Genomic DNA, 18,822 nt, shown 5'->3' on the forward strand with positions numbered 1-18,822 from the left:
CGTCGGGGCGGCGTTCGCGCTTCTACTTCGCGCCGAACACCACCGGCACGGCCTTGACGGTGCCGTCGGCCTGCGGGACCTTGACCTGCACCTTGACCTCGCCCTTGAAGTCCGCCGGCGGAGTGCCTTGCAGCTTGCCCGTGGCCGCGTCGAACTTGAGCCACGCGGGCAACGGCTTGCCGTCGGCCATCGTGGCGACCGGCTTGCTGCCCTTGGGCGCGTCCGCCACCAGCGGCACCGTGGCACTGACCTTCGCCGGCGCGCCTGCAGGCTTGACGCCCTGCTGGACCACCACGGCGCCGCTGCCGCCGTCGAGCGTGGTCGCCTGGTTGCTGCTGCCGCTCTGGTTGTCGACGTAGACGCTCGCCACGCCGCTGCCGCCCTTCTGGTCCAGTGGGTTGCGCGGTTTCGCGCCGGTGCCTGTGCCTGTGCCAGTGCCAGTGCCAGTGCCAGTGCCAGTGCCTGTGCCAGTGCCAGTGCCAGTGCCAGTGCCCGTGCCCGTGCCGGTGCCGGTGCCGGTGCCGGTGCCGGTGCCTGCGCCCGTACCGGTCCCCGTTCCAGTGCCGGCCTTTTTGGTCGGTGTCTGGCTGGAGCCGGACGCCGATGCCGCGACGCCGACCGTGGACGAGCTGTGCGTGCTCACGGCGTCCTTCGTCTCGAAGGTGCCGCCCGTGCTCACGCCGATGCCGGTCGCTGCGCTCACCTGCGTGCCCTCGAGCTTCGTGTTGCCGCCGGAGCTCAGCGAGATCGAGCCGCCCCCGCTCGTGATCGAGCCGGCACTCGCCGTGTCGCTGTCCGACTTGCTGGTCGCCACGCCGAACGACGCGGCGCCCGCGCGCTGGTCGACGTCGGTGCCGCCGCTCTTCTTGCCGGTGGTGGCGTTCTTCGTGCCGCCCTTGGTCGCCTTGCCGGCCGAGCCGCTGGCCGAGACGTCGACGCCGAGCGAGTCGCTGTGCTCGACCGTGCGCGCCGCCTTCATGTCGATGTTGCCGCCCGCGGCCACGGTCACGTCGCCGCTGGTGCTGGCGATCTGCGTGCCGGTGAAGCTGGCGTCGCCGCCGCTCTTGATGGTCAGCGCGCCGCTGCCGCTGGTGATGCTGCCGGCCACGTCCTGGTCGAGGCTGTAGTTGGACTTGCTGACCCCCACGCCGGCACTGGCGGCGCCGCCGCTCTTGCCGCCGCTGGCGGAAACGTCGACGGCGAGGCCCTCGCTGTGCGCGGTGGCGGTGTTCTTGGCCGCGTCGAAGCTGACGTTGCCGCCTGCGTCGACCGTGGCCGCCTTGCCGGCCGCCAGCTGCGTGCCCTCGAAGCGCGCATCGCCGCTGGTCGTCACGTTCAGGTTGCCGCCGGCGCTGATGCCGCCGACCACCGCCGTGCTGCCGCTTTCGCTGCTCTTGTTGCCTTCGTAGCCCACGCCGACGGCCACTTCCTTCTTCACGATGTCCACACCGACCGAGGCGTTGGCGCTCTTGTCGGACGAGGAGGAGGCGTAGGTGTTCTTCGCGGCCTGGTAGTCGAGCGAGCCGGCGGCCAGGTTGACGTCGCCGCCGGCCTGGATCTGCGTGCCTTCCATCGTGGTCTTGCCGGTTGAGGTCGACGACACGTTGCCGCCCATGCGGATGCTGGAGGTCACGGCTTCGCTGGAGGACGACGAACTGGTGCTGTTGTCGTACTCGTAGCTGGCACGGATGCCGGCGCCGGCGCCGCTTTCCTTCTTCGGCTTGTTGGCGTTCGGGCCGACCTGGGCCTGCGCGCTGAACTCGGCGCCGGCCTCCGCATAGGCGCCGATCCGGGCCGTGTGCGTGGTGCTGTCGGACGAGCCGTAGGTGGTGTTGCGCGCCGCGTAGCTGTCGATGGTCTGGGCCGATTGCGTCAGGCTGCCGCCGCCTTCGATCTGGGTGCCGACGTCGGTGATGTTGTTCGTCGCCGTGCGGGTGATGTCGCCGCCCGACTTGAGCGACGAGGTCACCGCCGTGGTCGAGCCTTCGACCGAATGGCTGGTGGTGTTGGAGCCGTACAGCCCGACTTCCACGCCAGCCGATCCGCCGGCGCTGGCGCCCGCCTGGGCGCCCAGGCCGACGTCCGCGTTCGCCTGGGCGGAGCCCTTCGCGTTGGCGTCGGCGTAGAGGCCGGCAGTGGTGACGCTGCTGCTGCTGGTCGTCTCGTGTCGGTCCTCGGCTGCCAGGAACTTCATGTCCTTGGCGTTCAGGTCCATGTTGCCGCCCGAGCTCATGCCGGAGCCTTGCAGCGTCAGGGTGTCGGTGGCCGTCACGTTCAGGTTGCCGCCGGCGTTGATGGCCGAGCCCTGGTTCTTCGTGTCCAGGGTCGAGCTGCTGCTTTCCTCGCGCTGGAACAGGTCGACCCTGTTCTCGGAGGTGGCGGTGGCGCCGGCGCTGGCCTGCGCGCTGGCGCCGGGCGTGCCCTTGCCGCCCTGGGCCGAGGCGCTGGCGCCGGCTTGTGCACCCACGTTGTTGTCGGTGCTGGCCATCAGGCCCACGCGCGTGGTGGTGGTCGTCGTGCTGGTGGTGTGCACGTCCTCGGCCGCAAGCAGGTTGACGTTCTTGGCGTCCACCGTGGCGTTGCCGCCGGCGTTGATGGTCGAGCCCTGCAGGTTGACGTCCTGCCCGGCCTTGACGTTCACGTCCTTGCCGAAGCTGAGCGTGGATCCGACATGGGTCAGGTCGGTGCTGTTGGACGTGGTCGTGCTGGTCGAGCTGAAGGCCAGGCCGGCCGAGCCCTGGCCGCCCGCCGAGGCGGACGCGCCGGCCGAGGCCGAGGCCACGCCGCGGCCGCTGGCGGCTGCGGCCGAAGCATCGCTGGCCGTGGACTTGCTGCTGCTGGCGCCGACCTGCATGACGCTGCTGGTCTTCGTGACCGTGTTGGTCTCGTCGTAGTTGCGCCCGGCCAGCACGTTGATGTTGTTGCCCGCCTGCAGGTCGCCGCTGCCCTTGACGTCCGCCGTGGAACCCTGGAACGTGATGTCGTTGCCCGCCTTGATGGCGGCGTTGCCGCCCACTTCGAGGCTGCTGCCGACGTTGCGTACCGAGGTGGAATCGGTGGTCGTGGTGGTGGTGCTGTAGAGCGAGTTGTTCTGGCCGAAGCCGGCCGTCTTGGTCACGCCGTGCGTATCGCTCGTGTTCTCGCGCGCCACGATGTTGACGTTGTTGCCGGCGTCGAGCGCGGCGTTGCCGGCCACCTTGGCATCGGTGCCGGCGAGCGTGATGTCGTTGCCGGCCTTCGCGTCCAGGTTGCCGCCCACCGTCAGGCCCGACTTCACCTGCGTGGTGGTGCTGGTCGTGCTGCTGGTGTAGCCGTGGTCCACGGTGCCGTGGGTGGTGCTGGTGTCCTTCTTCTCGATGGTGTCGAAGGTGATGTTGTTGCCAGCCTTGAGCGAAGCGTCGCCGCCGGCCGTCATGTTCGCGCCGAGGTTGGTGATGTCCTTCTTCGCGTCCAGGCTCAGGCTGCCGGTCGATTCGATGCCGGCGGTCTTGCCCAATTGCGTGCTGTAGAAGCTCTGCCCGCCGCCGCCTTGCGTCAGCGTCTGGTTGACGATGCTGCCTTCGCTGGAGCTGAGGCTGACGTTGCCGCCCTTCATCAGGCCCGACAGGTTGCTGATGTCGCCGGTCGACGCCACGACCAGCGTGTTACTGCCGATGATCGTGCCGCCGGTGTTGGTCAGCGAGCTCAGGCTCAGGTTGGCGTCCTGCGCGGAAATGACGGCGCCGGTGGCGATCTTTTCCTTGGTGCTCTGCGCCAGGTACACCACCGGCGTCAGCACCGTCTTGCCTTCGATCTGCGTCTGCACCATCCAGACGATGTCTTCCTTGAGCGAGGCCTGCTGCGCCGGCGACAGCGCCTTGCCGTACACCAGGCCGAGCGAATTGCTCTGGCTGGCGGCATGCTCCATCATGTCCTTCATCTGCGCGTCGGCGCCTGCATAGCCGGCGAGCACCGCGGTTCCGGTCTGCTTGATCAGCTGCTGCTTGACCAGCCAGGCCTCGTAGCTCGCGTCGCCCAGGCGCAGGCCGATCTGGTCCGGGCTGTAGCCCAGCAGGCGGCTGAGGTAGTCCGAGCCGACCGTCGCGCCGCCGGACAGGTACAGCGGGTTGGTCTCGACGAGGTATTTCGCGTTCGGGTCGAGCGACTGCACGAAGTACCCGTTCGGGTTGCCCGGCAGCGTGATGTCGATGCCGCCGAAGGACGTGCCGCTGACGCCGTTGGCCGCGTTGTCGTTCAGGTAGGACTTGCCGTCCAGCGCGCGGCCCGGCGTGTAGGCGGGGTCTGCCGCGAGGGTCAGGTCGGTGCCGCGCTCGCGGTCGGTGACCGCGGCGACTGCGATGGCGTCGCCCTGGTCGCGCGACTTGCCGATCGGCGTGTCGGTCGGCCGGCTGCCGGTGAGCTTGCTGCTCAGGTTGGTTGCGCTGGTGCCGACCGCCTGGCTGCTGCTGCCGGTGGCGCCGGAATTGGTCAGCGCGAAGCCGCTGCCGTACAGCGAAGCGGCGTACAGGCCGGCGTTGGCCGGATTGCTCCAGCTCGACGTGGGAACGTCGTTGTATCCGTAGACGCCGAAGGCGCCGCAGATCGGGTCGGGGCTGTCTTCGCCGCTGCACAGCCGGTGCGAGTACACCGTCTGGATGCGGTTGACGGTCGTCCACTTGGTGGCTTCGGCGTACTGAACGACGTGATTGCGCGTCTCCAGCGCCAGGTTGTCGTTGACGAAGCTTGCGCCCTCGAGCTTGAAGCCATGGCCCAAGTCGTCGACGATGCCCAGCGCGGCATGCGCGTTCGGGTCCGTCTGGGTGGTGTCCTGCGAAAAGCCCTGCATCGTGATGCGGTTGCCCGCATACATGGTGGCAGCCAGGTTCTTGCCGTCGTGGAAGGCGACGTTCAGGTTGCGCCCGGCCGTGATCTGCGGCACCAGCGAGGGCAGGGGCGTGGCGTAGCTCTGGCTCTCCACGTAGGTGTATTCGTAGAGCCAGGCCTCGTCCAGCTTGCCGCCGTCGCCGCCGTCGTCCTCGTGGCCGATCTCGCGCGTCTCGGAGTTGGCGCTGCGCGTCCAGGTGCGCGTGTCTCCGCCGGCGATCTCGTTGCGGAAGTTGGCCGCGACGATGCCGATGTCCTGTCCGGCATTGATCGCGGTGTTGTTGACCAGCGTGTTGGCCACCAGCTGCACGTTGACGTCGCCGTTGATCTGCGCGTCCGGCGCCGCGGCGCCGCCATTGGTGAGCGTGCCGTTGGCCTTGGCGGTGAGCAGGTTGCCCGCATAGAGCAGGCCGTTGTTCGTCAGGTTGCCCGCATCGGCCGCAGGGGACGAGGTCGTCAGGTCGAGCTTGCCGCCGTTGGCATGCACCAGCAGGTTGTTGCGTGCGGAGAGGGCGCCCGTGCGGCCCACCGTGATCGACGGCGCGCGCACGTTCAGGTCATGTGCGGAGAACAGCAGGCCGTTGTTGGTGAAGTTGTTGCGCACCGTGATGTTGCCGGTGCCGGTGTTGCCCGCGGCGCTGTCCAGCGCCACCAGGATCCGGCCCGTCTTGGCGCTTGGGCCGCTGCCGCTCACGGCCAGCGTCAGGTTGTCGGCGTCGAGGTCCAGGTCGCCCTTGCCGGCCAGCGTGCCCTGCGTGCCCACGTTGACCGTGCCGACGTCGATGTCCACCTTGTTGGTGCCGGTGACGGTGCCGTCCACGTTGAGCGTGGCGCCGTTGCCCGCGACCGTGAGGGCGCCGCCGCTTTGCACCGTGCCGCCCAGCGTGGCCGTGTAGGTGTTGGTGCCCGCCGCCTGCAGCGTGATGTCGCCGTCGGCCACGATGCGGCCGTTGCTGGTGCCGTCGCCGCTGTTGGTCAGGCCGCCGCTGCCGATCTTGAGCGCCAGGTCGCCGAGCGACTGCATGGTGCCCTTGTTGTCGATCGTTCCGCCGCCGACGAAGCCGCCACCCGCGGCGCTGGTCGCCAGGGTGATGACCCCGCCGGCCTGGTTGACCAGCGTGCCGCTGGCCGCCACCGAAGAGGCGGCGCCGGAGCCGCCCTGGAGCGTGCCGCTGTTGTCGATGCTCCCCATGGCCACCTGCAGGCTGTCGCCCAGCGCGGTTGCGCCGCTGGCGTTGGTGAGCGCGCCAGACCCGTGCAGCCCGAGCGTGGTGCCGGCCTGGAGCGTGCCGGCGTTGGCGATGCCGGCAGCGTCCGCGGTCGTGACCGACAGTGCGCCGCCGGCGCGCATCAGCGCGTTGGCTTGGTTGTCGATGCTGCCCGCGCCGATGGTGGCATCGGTCTGGGCCTGCAGCACGGCGCCGCCGGCGTTGACCAGTTGCCCGCCGACGATGATCGAACTGGCCGGGCTGGTCGCCTGGGTGGACAGCAGCCACACGCCGCTGTTGTTGAGGCTGCCCGCCTTGAGGCTGCTGCCGCCATCGGCCTGGATCCAGCCGCTGTTGGCGACGTTCTGGCTCAAGCCGCCGTCGGCATCGGCCAGATCGAGCTTGCCGCTGGCCTGGATGCGTCCGCTGTTGTCGAGCGTGCCGGACACGCGCAGTTGCGCGTCGCCCGCGCTGGCGTAGAGCAGGCCATCGTTGTCCAGGCCCTTGGTGCCGCGCACCTTCAGCGTGGCGCCGGTCATCACCGCCTTGGAAGCGTTGGTGATGGCGCCGCCCGCGTCCACCGTCAGCGTGGTGCCGGCCTGCAGCACGCCGCTGCCGGCGTTTTCCAGCGTGCTCGCGGTCGCGACGCCGAGCGCGCCGGCCGCGGCGATCGCGCCGGTGTTGCCCAGCGTCGCGGCCGAGACCTGGAGGTCGCCGGCCGATTGCAGCGCGCCGCTGTTGTCCAGCCGCGCGCCCACCTGCACGCTGTCGGCCGCGCCGGCGTTCTGCGACAGCAGCCACGTGCCTGCGTTGTTTGCCGCGCCGGTGGTGGCCACGGTGCTGCCGCCGGCCGACTGGATCCAGCCGGTGGCGCTGTTGTCCAGCGTGCCGGCGTCCACGCGCATGGTGCCGCCGCTGAGCAGGTTGGCGTTGTTGACCACCGAGTCGGCGTCGATCGTCAGCACGCCGTCGGAGTAGACGTCGCCGTTGTTGGTCAGCTGTGTCGCGCTGAGCGTGCTCGCGCTGCCGGAGACCAGCGCGCCGGCGTTGCCGAGGTCGCTCGCGTGCAGGGTCATGGCGGCCAGGGCGCGCATCTCGCCCCGGTTGTCCAGTCGCACGCTGGCGCCGCCGCTGCGCGACGAGAGCGAGACGTTCTGCCCGGCCTGCACCTTGCCGGTGTTGACCAAGGCCTGGTCGACGCGCAGCGTGGCGTTGCCGGCCAGGGCCACGATGCGGCCGGCGTTGTCCAGGCTGTCCGCGCCGACGGTGGCGTTGCCGCCGGCCTGCAGCCAACCGGCGTTGTCGATCGCGGCGCCCTGCAGCGCGAGGTCGGCCCCGGCGATCATGGTGCCGCTGTTGGCCACCGACTGGCTTGCGCCGCCCGCCGCATCGGCGACGTCGACCGCCTGCCCGGCGCTGAGCGTGCCGGTGTTGTTCACGCTGCCGTCCGCGCGCACGGTCAGCGATCCGGCGTCGGCGCTGACCACGCCGGCGTTGTCGAGGCCGGCCCCGGCATCGATGCGGATGTTGCCGCCGGTGCTCTGTACGCCCTGGCCGTCGCCGGCCGCCGTGCTGACGACGCCGCTGGCCGACAGGTGCAGGTCGGCGCCGGAACGCACGGCAGCCGTGGACAGGGTCATGTCGCCGGCGGTCGCCGCGGCGTCGAGCGCGCCGCCAGCCTGTAGGCGCGACGTGCCGACGGCGTCGATGCGCGTGGCGCTGGCGCGCAGGTCGGCGCCGGCCACCACTGCGCCGTTGTTCAGTGCCAGCCCGCCCGCGCCGGCCTGGAGAGACGCATTGCGCGCGGCGGTGACCGCGGCGTCGTTCAAGGCGATGGCGGCAGCGGCGGGATCGGTGCTGGCCAGCTGCACGTCGCGCTGCGCGGAGATCTTGTTGCCGTTGAGCTCGATGCGGCCGGCCGCGCTGAGGCTGAAGTCCTCGCCATTGGCCGCCGCGTCGCCGCGCATGCGCACGCCGACGCCGGCCTCGGTCGCCACCAGCCGGATGCGGTTGGCGTACATGCCGCCGAGCGCGGAACTGTCGATGGCGTAGACGGGCGCCGCGCCGGTGGCGGCGGCCGGGCCGGTCACGGCGCGGCTGGCGTAGTCCCAGTTGTTGGTGCCGGTGGTGATGCCCAGGTCCTGCGCGTTGACCTGGCCGTCGATCTTCACCGAGCGGGTCACCAGGTCGAGGATCTGCTGCGCGGTGCCGTTCAGGCCGTTCCCCTGGATGAGGATGTCGCCCTGGTTCACCGTGAAGCCGCCGAGCGAGCCGTCGGGCCGAATGTTCGGCATGCCGGTGGTGAGCGTGACGCGGTCGGTGTTGATGAAGCCGCAGCCGCCGCAGGTGATGCCGTAGGGGTTGGCCAGCACCACGTCGGCACGCCCGCCCAGGACTTCGGTGTAGCCGGCCAGCAGGCTGCGGTTGTTCGCCACGACCTCGTTGAGGATCACCTTCGCCGGCGTGGTGGTGTTGTAGTTGGCCATGACCTGGCCGGCCAGTTGCGACTGGTACTGGATCTGGGCGGTCGAGGTGTTGTTGAGCACCAGCCCCTTCGGGTCCACGTTGAACTGCTGGTAGCGGTTGTGCGACAGCCCGGCGCCGTTGGCGCCCGCGATGTTCACCACGGTGGTGCCGTTGGGCGCCACGTACACGTTCGTCTGCCCGCCCGGCGCGACCACCGCCGACTGCGCCAGCGCGCCGGCGGCGACCAGCAGGCCGAGCAGGGGCAGGGCGCGCGGCGCGCGCTGGCGGCGGCGGGCCGCAGCCGCAGGGGCCGGCGTGGCGTCCTTCGTGGCCTTGGAAGCCTTGCCGTTGCCACGGGCGGTTTCCGCCACGGCCACCCAGGTGGCGAGCGCGGCGCGCCAGACGATGCGATAGACGTGATTCATGGTGATGTGCTCGCTTTGTTCTTGTGTCCGTTCGTGCCGCCTACAGGGCGAACGAGAGCCGCACGCCCCACAGCGTGCCTTCGGAGGGGAGGAAGCCGGGCAGGTTCAGCGCGTGCGAGGCGAACACCTCGGCGCTGGCGGTGCCCCACTGCACGGCCGCGCCAACGGCCACGCCGGACATCGAGCCCGAGGGCACGCCGGGGGCGTTGTTGCTGACCGAGCCGAAGTCGTACCCGACGTAGAAGCGCCCGCCGAACGGCTGTCCGCCGAAGGCGCGCTGCCAGGGCAGCGACAGGTCGTTGCGGATGTAGTAGCCGCTGTCGCCCGACAGGGCGTTGACCAGCGAGCCGCGCACCGAGGACGGGCCGCCGACCAGCATCTGCTGCAGCCCGTACAGCACGTCGTTGCTGTACTGGCCGCTGAACTGGCTGGTCCACGTCAGCGGCACCGGGCCGGCATCGAACCGGCGGCTGTAGCCGAGGTCGGCGACCATCTTGCGGCCCTGCGCATGCGGCAGGTCGTCCGGCAGTCCTTGCGGATCTTCCAGCGCGCCGAAGTTGTCGATGCCCTGCACGTAGCCCACGCGGCCGTTGAGGATGCCGCCGCCGAGTTGGGTGAACGCGGTGGCGCCGAGGTCCAGCGCGCTGAGCTTGCGGCTGGCCACGCCGAGCAGTTCGCCCCCCAGGAAGCTGCGGCTGTCCTGGTTGGTCAGACGCCCACCGAGCGACACGCGGCTGGCCTGGTCGCGGAACACCACCCGGTCGAGGGCCAGCGACTGGCTGAGCGTGCGGCCTTCGGAGTCGAGCCGCGCGCCGTTCGGCAGGTGCAGCGCGTTGGTATAGGTGCTCTCGCTGATGTCGTAGCTCAGCGTGCTGTAGCCCCATGGCACGGACACGTGCAGCGCCGACAGCTCGGCATGGTGCTCGCCGTCGTAGGGCACCGACTGGCGGCGCGTGAAGGCGATGTTCTCGTTCAGGCCGAGCAGGCCGTCGGCGCTGACCGTGGCCGACAGCGCGTCGCGCCCGGTGCTTGGCGTGCCCAGGTTGTCCCAGTTGAGGTACAGGTGCAGCGGAAGGGCGGCCTGGTTGTTCACCACCACCACGCTCTGCCCGGGCTGGCTGCCCGGCTGCAGGTCGAGCGTGGCCGAGTTCGACAGCAGGCTGTTGATCTGGTCGATGCCCTGTTCGAGGTCGCGCAGGTCGAGCCGGTCGCCGGCGTCGGCCGGGAACGCGCCGGCCAGGTTGACATTGGCCGCCCGGCCGGTGTTGCGCAGGTCGAAGCGCTCGATCGTGCCTTCGACCACCGCCACCTGCAGCACGCCCGAGCGCAGGTCCTGCGCGGGCAGGTAGGCGCGGGTGGTCACGAAGCCGCGCTGGATGTAGCTGCGCGTGATGGTCGCAAGGATCGCCTCCAGGTCCTTGGCAGCCAGGCAACGGCCGGCGTTGGACTGTTCGACGTCGTGCCGCACCGCGGCGGGCAGGTCGCTGGCGCCTTCGATGCGGATCTCGCGCACCTCGCGGCAGGCGCCGGTGTCGGGCACCTTGATCTGCGGCTGCATGCTCTTGAGGTCGGCCCCGCCGGGGGCGGCCGGCTGCGGCAGGGCGCGCTGCTGGTCGTCGCGCAGGCGTTCCTGCTGCTGTCGCTCGATGATGGTGTTCTGCCGCTCGAGGCTGCGCAGGGCGTCCGCGCCGGCCCCCGCCTGGGCATGCGCGCCGGCCGCCAGGCTGGCCATGGCCAGGCCGGCCAGCGCGGCCAGCAGTGCCGACGGACCCGGCAGGATGCGTGAACGGGGTGGGGTGACGGTCGACCGGGAGCGGTGCGACGCGCCGGGCTGGAGGGTGCGCGATCCGCGCGCTTTGGAAACTGGGTGCTGGGGCATGTCCGGGGCTGCTGCGGTCGGCACCCTGGCGCCATGTGCCGAGTCAGCCGTAGACCGCTTGAAGGGCCCGAACTTTTACATAAAAGTTACGACATGCAAATACCCGAAACTAATGAGTCCAAATGTAAATGAGCGTGAACCCGGCAGCTTACAGCAGCCCGCGTTCGGCCATGGACAGGACCTGGTCGCGCGTGACCACCAGGTGGTCCAGCACCCGCACATCCACCAGCGCCAGGGCGGCCTGCAAGGCGCGGGTCAGGCTTTCGTCGGCGCGCGACGGTTCGGCGCAGCCGCTCGGGTGGTTGTGCGCCAGGACCACCGCGCCGGCGTGCAGCTGCAAGGCGCGGGTGACGACTTCGCGCGGGTAGACGCTGGTCTGGGTGAGGGTGCCGCGAAACAGCTCCTCCATGGCGATCAGCCGGTGCTGGGCATCCAGGAACAGCACGCAGAACACCTCGTGCGGCCGCGCGCCGATGTTCAGGCGCAGGTAGTCGCGCACGGCGTCGGGCGAGTCGAGGGTGCTGCGGGCCTTCAGGCGCTCGGCCAGCGCCCGGCGCGACAGCTCGAGCACGGCTGCCAGCTCGGCCCGCTTGGCGCTGCCGCCCAGCCCCTTGATGGCGGCGAGCTCCGGCAGGCTGGCATGCAGCAGGCCGGACAGCCCGCCGAAGTGGTCGAGCAGCTCCTGCGCAAGCTGGAGCACGTTCTTGCCGGCAATGCCCGTGCGCAGCAGCAGCGCCAGGAGTTCGGCGTCGCCCAGCGCCGCGGGCCCGCGCGCCAGCAGCTTCTCGCGCGGGCGCAGTTCGCCCGGCAAATCGTCCTTGAAAGACATTGCTTTCGGGTCTCTGCGGACCCCCTCCCTAAAATACGCGGTTCAGTGTAAGGGGACCGTCCACCTTGTCCGCGCCAAATCCAGCCTCCGCTTCCTCGCCCGCCACCCGCCCCGACGCCGCCGCGCCGGCGGTGGTCCAGCCCGGCGCCTTTCTCACGCTTCACTACCGGCTGGCCGGTCCGGCGGGCGACGTGATCAACACGTTTGCCGGCAAGCCGGCCACGCTGTCGCTGGGCAACGGCGAGCTGTCGCCGGCCATGGAGGAATGCCTGCTGGGCCTGCCGGAAGGCACCCACGAGACATTCGAACTGGCGGCCGGCCAGGCATTCGGCGAGCGCAACGCCGACATGCAGCAATGGGTGGCGCGCACGCTGCTGGCGCAGGTGGGCGACCCGGACGAGCGCTATGCCGTCGGCGACGTGGTGAGCTTCCCGACGCCGGACGGGCAGGGCAGCTATGCCGGCGCCGTGATCGAGGTGAGCGACAGCGCCGTGCGCTTCGACTTCAACCACCCGCTGGCCGGGCAGCCGGTCACCTTCGAGGTGCGGCTGATCGGGGTGCTATGAGCGCGGCGGCCGACAACGCCTCGGCGACGAGGGTCGAGGAAATCCTGCTGGCCGAGCCGCGCGGCTTCTGCGCCGGCGTGGACCGGGCGATCGAGATCGTCGAGCGCGCCATCGCGAAGTTCGGCGCGCCCATCTACGTGCGCCACGAGATCGTGCACAACACCTTCGTGGTCAACGAGCTCAAGGCCAAGGGCGCCATCTTCATCGAGGACCTGGCCGACGTGCCGCCCGGCGCCACGCTGGTCTTCTCGGCCCACGGCGTGAGCAAGGCGGTGCAGGACGAGGCGCGCGCGCGCGGCTTCGAGGTGTTCGACGCCACCTGCCCGCTGGTGAGCAAGGTGCACGTCGAGGTGGCCAAGCTGGCGCGCGAGGGCTACGAGTTCATCATGATTGGCCACAAGGGCCATCCGGAAGTCGAAGGCACCATGGGCCAGCTGGACCACGGCATCCACCTGGTGGAGGACGTGGAAGACGTGGCGCGGGTCCAGCCCTCGCAGACCGACAGGCTGGCGGTGGTGACCCAGACCACGCTGAGCGTGGACGACGCCGCCGAGATCGCCGCCGCCGTGCGCGCGCGATTTCCGAAGGTGCGCGAGCCCAAGCAGCAGGACATCTGCTATGCCACGCAGAACCGGCAGGACGCGGTCAAGCTGCTCAGCCCCCAGGTCGACCTGGTGATCGTCGTGGGCAGCCCCACCAGTTCCAACAGCAACCGCCTGCGCGAGTTGGCGCAACGCCTGGGCACCGAGGCCTACATGGTCGATTCGGCCGACGAGGTGCTGCCGCAATGGTTCCAGGGCAAGTCGCGCGTGGGCCTGACGGCCGGCGCGTCCGCGCCGGAAGTGCTGGTGACGCAGGTGATCGAGCGCATCCGCGCGCTGGGCGCGGTGTCGGTGCGCAAGCTCGACGGCATCGAGGAGACGGTGAAGTTCCCGCTGCCCAAGGGCCTCAAGATTCAGGGCGGGCCGGTGCCCGGGCACATCTCGTGAGCGCGGCCGGCGTGGCCGCTTCGTGGCGCGAACAGATCGAGCAGGCGGCCGCGCGGCTGGCCGCCGACGGCCGCGGCTTCGTGCGGCAGACGCCGCTGTGGAAGCTCCCCGGCGCGGCGCTGGGCGTCGAGCAGCCGGGCGTGCAGGTATGGCTCAAGCTCGAACACCTTCAGGCCAGCGGAAGCTTCAAGGCGCGCGGGATGATGAACCGGCTGCTGGCGCACGCCGATGCCGCGGCGCAGGGCGTGATCGTCGCCTCCGGCGGCAACGCCGGCATTGCCACCGCGGGCGCCGCGCAGGCGCTCGGGGTTCCTTGCGAGGTGTTCCTGCCCGAGGTGTCCAGCGCCGCCAAGCGCGCGCGCCTGGCGGCGCTCGGCGCCAAGGTGACCGTGACCGGCGCCGCCTATTCCGATGCGCTGGCCGCGTGCCTGGCACGCCAGCGCGACACCGGCGCCCTGCTGACCCATGCCTACGACCAGCCCGAGGTGGTGGCTGGCGCCGGCACGCTGGGCCGCGAGATCGAGGCCCAGGGCGGCCTGCCTGACAGCGTGCTGGTCAGCGTGGGCGGCGGCGGGCTGGTGGGCGGGCTGGCCGCCTGGTTCGAGGCCCGCAGCCGCGTGGTGGCGCTGGAGCCCGAACTGGCGCCCACGCTGTTCAATGCCCGCGCCGCCGGCGAACCGGTGGACGTGGAAGTGGCAGGCGTGGCCGCCGATTCGCTGGGCGCACGGCGCATCGGCACCCTCGCGTGGACGCTGACCCAGGCTCACGTGCGCGACGCGCTGCTGCTGTCGGACGCGGCCATTCGCGCCGCGCAGCTGTGGATGTGGCGCGAGCTCAAGCTGGCGGTGGAACCGGCGGCCGCGTTGCCGCTGGCGGCGCTGCAGACCGGACGCTACCGGCCGCGCGAGGGCGAGCAGGTCTGCCTGATCGTCTGCGGCGCCAACGTCGATCCGGCAACGCTCAACGCGTGACGGCCGCTCAATGCTCGGCGTTGACCATCCACGGCACGCCGAACTTGTCGACCAGCATGCCGAAGCCCTTGGCCCAGAAGGTCTCGCCGTAGGGCATCGTCACCTTGCCGCCGGCGCCTAGCGCGTCGAACAGCTTCCTGCCCTCGTCGACCGACGGGGCCTGCACCGACAGCGAGAACCCCTTGAAGCCCTCGAAGGGAAAGTTGGGCGGCAGGTCGGACGCCATGAGCTGGTGGCCCTGCGCCTCCATCGTGGCGTGCATGATCTTTTGCTTGTGGCTGTCGGGCGTCTGCTCGGCCATGGGGCTTTCGCCGAACGTCATCGAGAAGATGACCTTGCCATCCAGGCACTGGGCGTAGAAGGCCAGTGCCTCGGCCGCGTTGCCGTTGAAACTCAAATACGCTTGCATGGCGGTTGCTCCTTTGCGCTGCGTTGCGTCCAGATCCGGATCGGAATGAGCAGCGCATGCTAGCCCCAGTCGGCGCCGCCTAGAATCCGATTCATGCTCGATATCACTCTGTTACGCAAGGACCTGCCCGCGGTCGTGGCCGGCCTGGAAAAGCGCAAGAACCCCCAGCCCTACCTCGACGTCGACGCCTTCACGTCGCTGGAATCCGAGCGCAAGCGCCTGCAGACGCGCACCGAGGAAATCCAGGCCCGCCGCAATGCCCTGAACAAGCAGATCGGCCCGCGCAAGGCAAAAGGCGAATCGGTGGACGAGCTGATGGCCGAGGTCAACGCCTTGAAGACGGAGCAGGAAGCCGGCGCCCAGCGGCTGGAGCAGATCCAGCCGCAGCTGCACGACCTGCTGCTGGCCGTGCCCAACCTGCCGCACCCGAGCGTGCCGGTGGGCGAGGACGAGCAGGGCAACGTCGAGATGCGCCGCTGGAGCCCGCAGGGCGGTGCCGGCGGCGGCGCCGTGCCGCTGGGCTTCGCCCCCAAGGACCACGTGGAGCTCGGCGCGCCGCTGGGCCTGGACTTCGAGACCGGCGTCAAGCTGTCGGGTTCGCGCTTCACCGCCATGCGTGGCCCGATTGCGCGGCTGCACCGCGCGCTCGCCCAGTTCATGCTCGACACGCAGACGCAGCAGCACGGCTACACCGAGTGCTATGTGCCCTACATCGTCACCGCCGAGACGCTGCGCGGCACCGGGCAGCTGCCCAAGTTCGAGGCCGACCTGTTCGCCGCCAACAAGGGCGGCCAGGAAGGCGAGGCCAGCTCCGAGGACACGGCGCTGTACCTGATCCCCACCGCCGAGGTGCCGCTGACCAACTTCGTGCGCGACGAGGTCGTGCCCGAGGCCAGCCTGCCGATCAAGCTCACTGCCCACAGCCCGTGCTTCCGGTCCGAGGCCGGCAGCGCCGGGCGCGACACGCGCGGCATGATCCGCCAGCACCAGTTCGACAAGGTGGAGATGGTGCAGATCACCCACCCGGAGCAGAGCTACCAGGCGCTGGAAGAAATGACCGGCCACGCAGAGGCCGTGCTGCAGGCGCTGGAACTGCCGTACCGCGTCGTGCTGCTGTGCAGCGGCGACATGGGTTTCGGCGCCACCAAGACCTACGACCTGGAAGTGTGGCTGCCGGCGCAGGACACGTACCGCGAGATCAGCTCCGTGTCGAACTGCGAGGCGTTCCAGGCGCGCCGCTTGCAGGCGCGCTTCAAGAACGCGCAGGGACGCAACGAGCCCGTCCATACCCTCAACGGCTCCGGCCTGGCCGTCGGCCGTGCGCTGGTCGCGGTGTTGGAGAACCACCAGCAGCCGGACGGCTCGATCCGCGTGCCGGCCGCGTTGCGGCCTTATATGGGTGGGCTGGAACTGCTGACTGCCTGAAAAAGCCTGCTAGAATCGCAGGCTCGACCAGACACCGGAGAGGTGGCAGAGTGGTCTAATGTACCTGACTCGAAATCAGGCGTGGGTTCATAGCCCACCGAGGGTTCGAATCCCTCCCTCTCCTCCAAAGTGCAAGCATTCACGGGCCCTCGCGGCCCGTTTTGCTTTCTGGCCTACGGATTGGCCTACATCCGTGTACCGGTTGCGCTCACTTCGTGGGGCACGTAGTCGCCGCGTCGGCCAAATTCTCGGAATACCCGATGGCTCAAAACGGCCCAGGAGCGTCGCGCAGGCCGGCAAGCCACACACCCCTCGACCATTGCGCGCTCGCCCCGCCTGCGCCCGCCTGGCGCGTCGGCCCGCAGCCACCAAGCAGGCCGCTCCGCCCCCGGGGGTTCTCCGACCGAGCGCCAAGATATCTTGATTGATGCGCCATGTAATTTTCGGCCCGAGCGAAATTTTGCCGCCAACGCCCTTGTGGCTGACCTGATCGACGCCATGCACACTCCTGCGGACCGGATCGAAGCCACGCGCGGCGGCTACCATGCCGGTCCATGACCATGCCCCACCCGACCGCCAGCACGAGCCCCGGCGAAGAGGCGAGTGCCGACCCGCCACTACTCTCGGGGATGCTGGCGTTGATTCCGCTTGCCAAGAGCCTGCACGACCGGGGCCTGAGCCCGCCGGAAATCAAGGCAGCGATGAAGAAGGCGCTGGAGATGCACCGGGCGAAACGGGCGGCGGCTACCAGGTAGACGATGCCGCTGCCGCCCAAGCCCAAGAAACCCGCGGTGAAGCCCAGCCTGCCGCTGGACAAGCTGCGTCCGCCCAAAAACCCGATGGAGCCGTTTCCGCCGCGCCGGGTGTGGGGAACGAAGCCCACGCCGGAATAGCCCACCTCCCCAGGAGCTACGCGGAGACGGTTGCGCTTCTTATCATCCCGAGATCGCAGGCGTAGCGGGGCCCTCTACGGTCGAATTTGTGGCTTCACTGTCATCCGCTGAGCGCCAGCGGCTAAGCCAATCCTCAAGGTCGAGGAGCTCATTGTCAAAAAAGAGCGTCCGCACCGTGTCTTCGATCTGCACGTTGAGGTCGCCTATGACATCTCCGTCTGTCAACACGCCAGCAATGGCCCCCCCTGAACCCGGACCTTGGGGTTCGTGCTTTGCCCGATGAAATGCGAAACGGTCACGCACGTAGGATTCGATGTAGTCGCGGGCGCTCGGAGCGTTGAAGTGATTTCGCGGATAGAACTCGGCAAGCCTTAGCCAGGCAAATTCGAGGAAATCGACCATGTCGAAGCTCGCCGCTCGCATTTCTAGAGTCACACCCGAATCCCAGCCCGAACTCGATGACTCGCGAACGACCGCCTTCATTTCGGGCAAGTATCGAACTAGCCGCACATCAGCATCGTTGTCTGAAGTCCGCCTGACGTAGTCGCCGGGAAGTTTGTTCTTCAGCTCGTCGGGGAGGAGCGCAGCGGCAAGAGCATCCTTTTTTCGATGAAGAAGAATCGCAACAACGGCAAACACGCCCGCGGCAATTGCCGAGCCAAAGGCAAGTGGCGCGTTGTTTGTCGAAAGGAAGTACCAGCCCGCCCCTGTGGCGAAAATGCCAGCCACCCACCAAGCAAGCTGTATCGACCAATCGGGGACGGAGCGCATAGAAGCAATAAATCTAGATTCTCGATGCCTCATTCTCGCTGAGCATGCTCATCTGCTCTGGCGGAAACTGGTCTACACAACCATACTTACCGATGCTCGTAGACCTTCAGGCTACCTGACCTCTGCGCCTCCAATTCACTGCCTGCGATCAACAGGGCATCACGAGGTGAAGGCAATAAAACCGGATCGAACATCGTGGCGAGGCCGCGGCGACTTGTTGTGTCGTAGGCTTCCCACAGCTCTAGCACTTGCGCTTGGCACTGTTGATGTCGCGGTCCATCTCCGTGACGCGCAACGTGCCGCGCAGTGGGGCGCCCCACTCTTGGCGACGAAGACGCCGGTCGGCCTGGCGAAGGAGGGTGACTTCAATAAATACTGTATAAGTGTACAGCTCATCCTACCCTGGATGTGCGCATTGTTTTCATTGGCCTGGTGGTCAAAAACGCTGGAAACCTCAAACCGAGTTCGTTCATGAGGAACTGCACGGGCTGGTGTCTGCCGCTGCTTCTGTTGGCCGGTTGCGCCGCGTCCACGTCGAGCTTGCAGTCGGCTTCGTCCAGCGAGGTAGGCTGCACCCCGGCCGCAATCTCGATTTCGGACTACAGGTTGAACATGTACACGTCGTCGTGGACGGCAACATGCAACAACAAGACCTACTACTGCTCTGGGTCAGATACGCTGAAAGAGAGGTCCCGCTGCACGCAGGCGCGGGACAAATAAGAAGGACGAAAGCGGCGGGTGCTAGCTCCGATTTCCGAGCAAACCTGCTCGTAGTCGCTGCTTGAAGTAGAACCTGAAATGAAAGCTGTCGTCGCTGCCCTCGCGCTTTGCGTTGTCCTGCTCGGGTTCAAGGTGTTTTCGCTAAGCGAAGAACTTCACACCGTACAGCGGAACACGGCAATAGCCGTGCTGATGGCAGAAGCCGCCGACAAGAAAATCGGTGCCTTTGCCCCCTATTTCGCGCCTAGTAAAGATGCATTCGCTAACGCATGGGTCGATGCCAATAGCATGCCGGCCGCAGTTTTTCCCGACGAGGTGCTCGCACCTTTGAGGCAGGAGATCGAGAGGCGACGAAATCTCCCTGAAGCGCAGGCGTTGAAGAAGCAGATTCTCAATTGACCGTTTGAG

General features: G+C 68.7%; 12 protein-coding genes and 1 tRNA gene. 8 read left to right on the forward strand and 5 right to left on the reverse strand.

All coding sequences use genetic code 11. The features are described from left to right. Nucleotides 1-22: 22 nt before the first annotated feature. The 3 genes from VES41_RS16410 to radC all read right to left on the reverse strand — a co-directional run bounded on the left by VES41_RS16410 (nucleotide 23) and on the right by radC (nucleotide 11,670). Complete coding sequence (locus tag VES41_RS16410; protein WP_324819136.1) at nucleotides 23-8,962, reverse strand: hemagglutinin repeat-containing protein; 8,940 nt, start codon at nucleotides 8,960-8,962, stop codon at nucleotides 23-25. A gap of 40 nt (nucleotides 8,963-9,002) precedes the next feature. Continuing rightward, a complete protein-coding gene (locus VES41_RS16415; protein ID WP_324819139.1) occupies nucleotides 9,003-10,841 on the reverse strand; it encodes a ShlB/FhaC/HecB family hemolysin secretion/activation protein in 1,839 nt (612 codons plus the stop codon). 148 nt (nucleotides 10,842-10,989) lie between these two features. After that, a complete protein-coding gene (gene radC / locus VES41_RS16420) occupies nucleotides 10,990-11,670 on the reverse strand; it encodes a RadC family protein (protein ID WP_324819142.1) in 681 nt (226 codons plus the stop codon). 131 nt (nucleotides 11,671-11,801) lie between these two features. Between radC and VES41_RS16425 the strand changes: the two genes are divergently transcribed. From VES41_RS16425 to VES41_RS16435, 3 genes are read left to right on the forward strand one after another with little or no spacing between them, the layout of a single operon-like run. Beyond that, on the forward strand, nucleotides 11,802-12,236 hold the full coding sequence (locus tag VES41_RS16425) for an FKBP-type peptidyl-prolyl cis-trans isomerase (RefSeq protein WP_324819554.1): 435 nt from the start codon (nucleotides 11,802-11,804) through the stop codon (nucleotides 12,234-12,236). After that, nucleotides 12,233-13,225 carry a 4-hydroxy-3-methylbut-2-enyl diphosphate reductase gene (gene ispH, locus VES41_RS16430; RefSeq protein WP_324819144.1) on the forward strand — a complete coding sequence of 331 codons (993 nt, stop codon included), beginning with the start codon at nucleotides 12,233-12,235 and terminating at the stop codon, nucleotides 13,223-13,225. Before VES41_RS16425 ends, ispH begins: the two co-directional genes overlap by 4 nt. Before the next feature lie 35 nt (nucleotides 13,226-13,260). Beyond that, entirely contained in the window at nucleotides 13,261-14,196 is a 936-nt protein-coding gene (locus VES41_RS16435; protein WP_324819556.1) for a threonine/serine dehydratase, read from the forward strand. 7 nt (nucleotides 14,197-14,203) lie between these two features. Here the strand turns inward: VES41_RS16435 and VES41_RS16440 are convergent, their stop codons facing one another. Beyond that, on the reverse strand, nucleotides 14,204-14,605 hold the full coding sequence (locus tag VES41_RS16440) for a VOC family protein (RefSeq protein WP_324819147.1): 402 nt from the start codon (nucleotides 14,603-14,605) through the stop codon (nucleotides 14,204-14,206). A 93-nt stretch (nucleotides 14,606-14,698) separates the two neighbouring features. On the opposite strand from VES41_RS16440, the gene serS reads away from it, so the two are divergent. From serS to VES41_RS16460, 4 genes are all read left to right on the forward strand, one after another. After that, nucleotides 14,699-16,030, forward strand: a complete 1,332-nt coding sequence (serS, locus tag VES41_RS16445) for a serine--tRNA ligase (protein WP_324819150.1) — start codon at nucleotides 14,699-14,701, stop codon at nucleotides 16,028-16,030. A 36-nt stretch (nucleotides 16,031-16,066) separates the two neighbouring features. Beyond that, nucleotides 16,067-16,157 (forward strand) — tRNA-Ser (locus tag VES41_RS16450). Between the two features lie 433 nt (nucleotides 16,158-16,590). Continuing rightward, nucleotides 16,591-16,785: a hypothetical protein gene (locus tag VES41_RS16455; RefSeq protein ID WP_324819152.1), complete on the forward strand. Its 195-nt coding sequence runs from the start codon at nucleotides 16,591-16,593 to the stop codon at nucleotides 16,783-16,785. 3 nt (nucleotides 16,786-16,788) lie between these two features. Beyond that, the gene (locus VES41_RS16460) at nucleotides 16,789-16,923 is read left to right on the forward strand and encodes a hypothetical protein (RefSeq protein WP_324819154.1); all 135 of its coding nucleotides are present in this window, start codon (nucleotides 16,789-16,791) and stop codon (nucleotides 16,921-16,923) included. Nucleotides 16,924-16,965: 42 nt separating this feature from the next. Here the strand turns inward: VES41_RS16460 and VES41_RS16465 are convergent, their stop codons facing one another. Then, nucleotides 16,966-17,694, reverse strand: coding sequence for a hypothetical protein (locus VES41_RS16465; RefSeq protein ID WP_324819158.1), 729 nt, complete (start codon nucleotides 17,692-17,694; stop codon nucleotides 16,966-16,968). Nucleotides 17,695-18,492: 798 nt separating this feature from the next. Between VES41_RS16465 and VES41_RS16470 the strand changes: the two genes are divergently transcribed. Further along, nucleotides 18,493-18,813, forward strand: coding sequence for a hypothetical protein (locus tag VES41_RS16470; protein WP_324819161.1), 321 nt, complete (start codon nucleotides 18,493-18,495; stop codon nucleotides 18,811-18,813). The last annotated feature ends 9 nt before the right edge of the window (nucleotides 18,814-18,822 follow it).

The organism is Variovorax sp. (assembly GCF_035634955.1).
Taxonomy (GTDB): domain Bacteria; phylum Pseudomonadota; class Gammaproteobacteria; order Burkholderiales; family Burkholderiaceae_C; genus Variovorax.

Excerpts from the sequence above, each read along its gene's own strand:
- VES41_RS16410 (WP_324819136.1), bottom strand. The coding sequence starts at position 8,962 with ATGAATCACGTCTATCGCATCGTCTGGCGCGCCGCGCTCGCCACCTGG.
- VES41_RS16415 (WP_324819139.1), bottom strand. The coding sequence starts at position 10,841 with ATGCCCCAGCACCCAGTTTCCAAAGCGCGCGGATCGCGCACCCTCCAG.
- radC (WP_324819142.1), bottom strand. The coding sequence starts at position 11,670 with ATGTCTTTCAAGGACGATTTGCCGGGCGAACTGCGCCCGCGCGAGAAG.
- ispH (WP_324819144.1), top strand. The coding sequence starts at position 12,233 with ATGAGCGCGGCGGCCGACAACGCCTCGGCGACGAGGGTCGAGGAAATC.
- VES41_RS16440 (WP_324819147.1), bottom strand. The coding sequence starts at position 14,605 with ATGCAAGCGTATTTGAGTTTCAACGGCAACGCGGCCGAGGCACTGGCC.
- serS (WP_324819150.1), top strand. The coding sequence starts at position 14,699 with ATGCTCGATATCACTCTGTTACGCAAGGACCTGCCCGCGGTCGTGGCC.
- VES41_RS16455 (WP_324819152.1), top strand. The coding sequence starts at position 16,591 with ATGCCCCACCCGACCGCCAGCACGAGCCCCGGCGAAGAGGCGAGTGCC.
- VES41_RS16460 (WP_324819154.1), top strand. The coding sequence starts at position 16,789 with ATGCCGCTGCCGCCCAAGCCCAAGAAACCCGCGGTGAAGCCCAGCCTG.
- VES41_RS16465 (WP_324819158.1), bottom strand. The coding sequence starts at position 17,694 with ATGCGCTCCGTCCCCGATTGGTCGATACAGCTTGCTTGGTGGGTGGCT.
- VES41_RS16470 (WP_324819161.1), top strand. The coding sequence starts at position 18,493 with ATGAAAGCTGTCGTCGCTGCCCTCGCGCTTTGCGTTGTCCTGCTCGGG.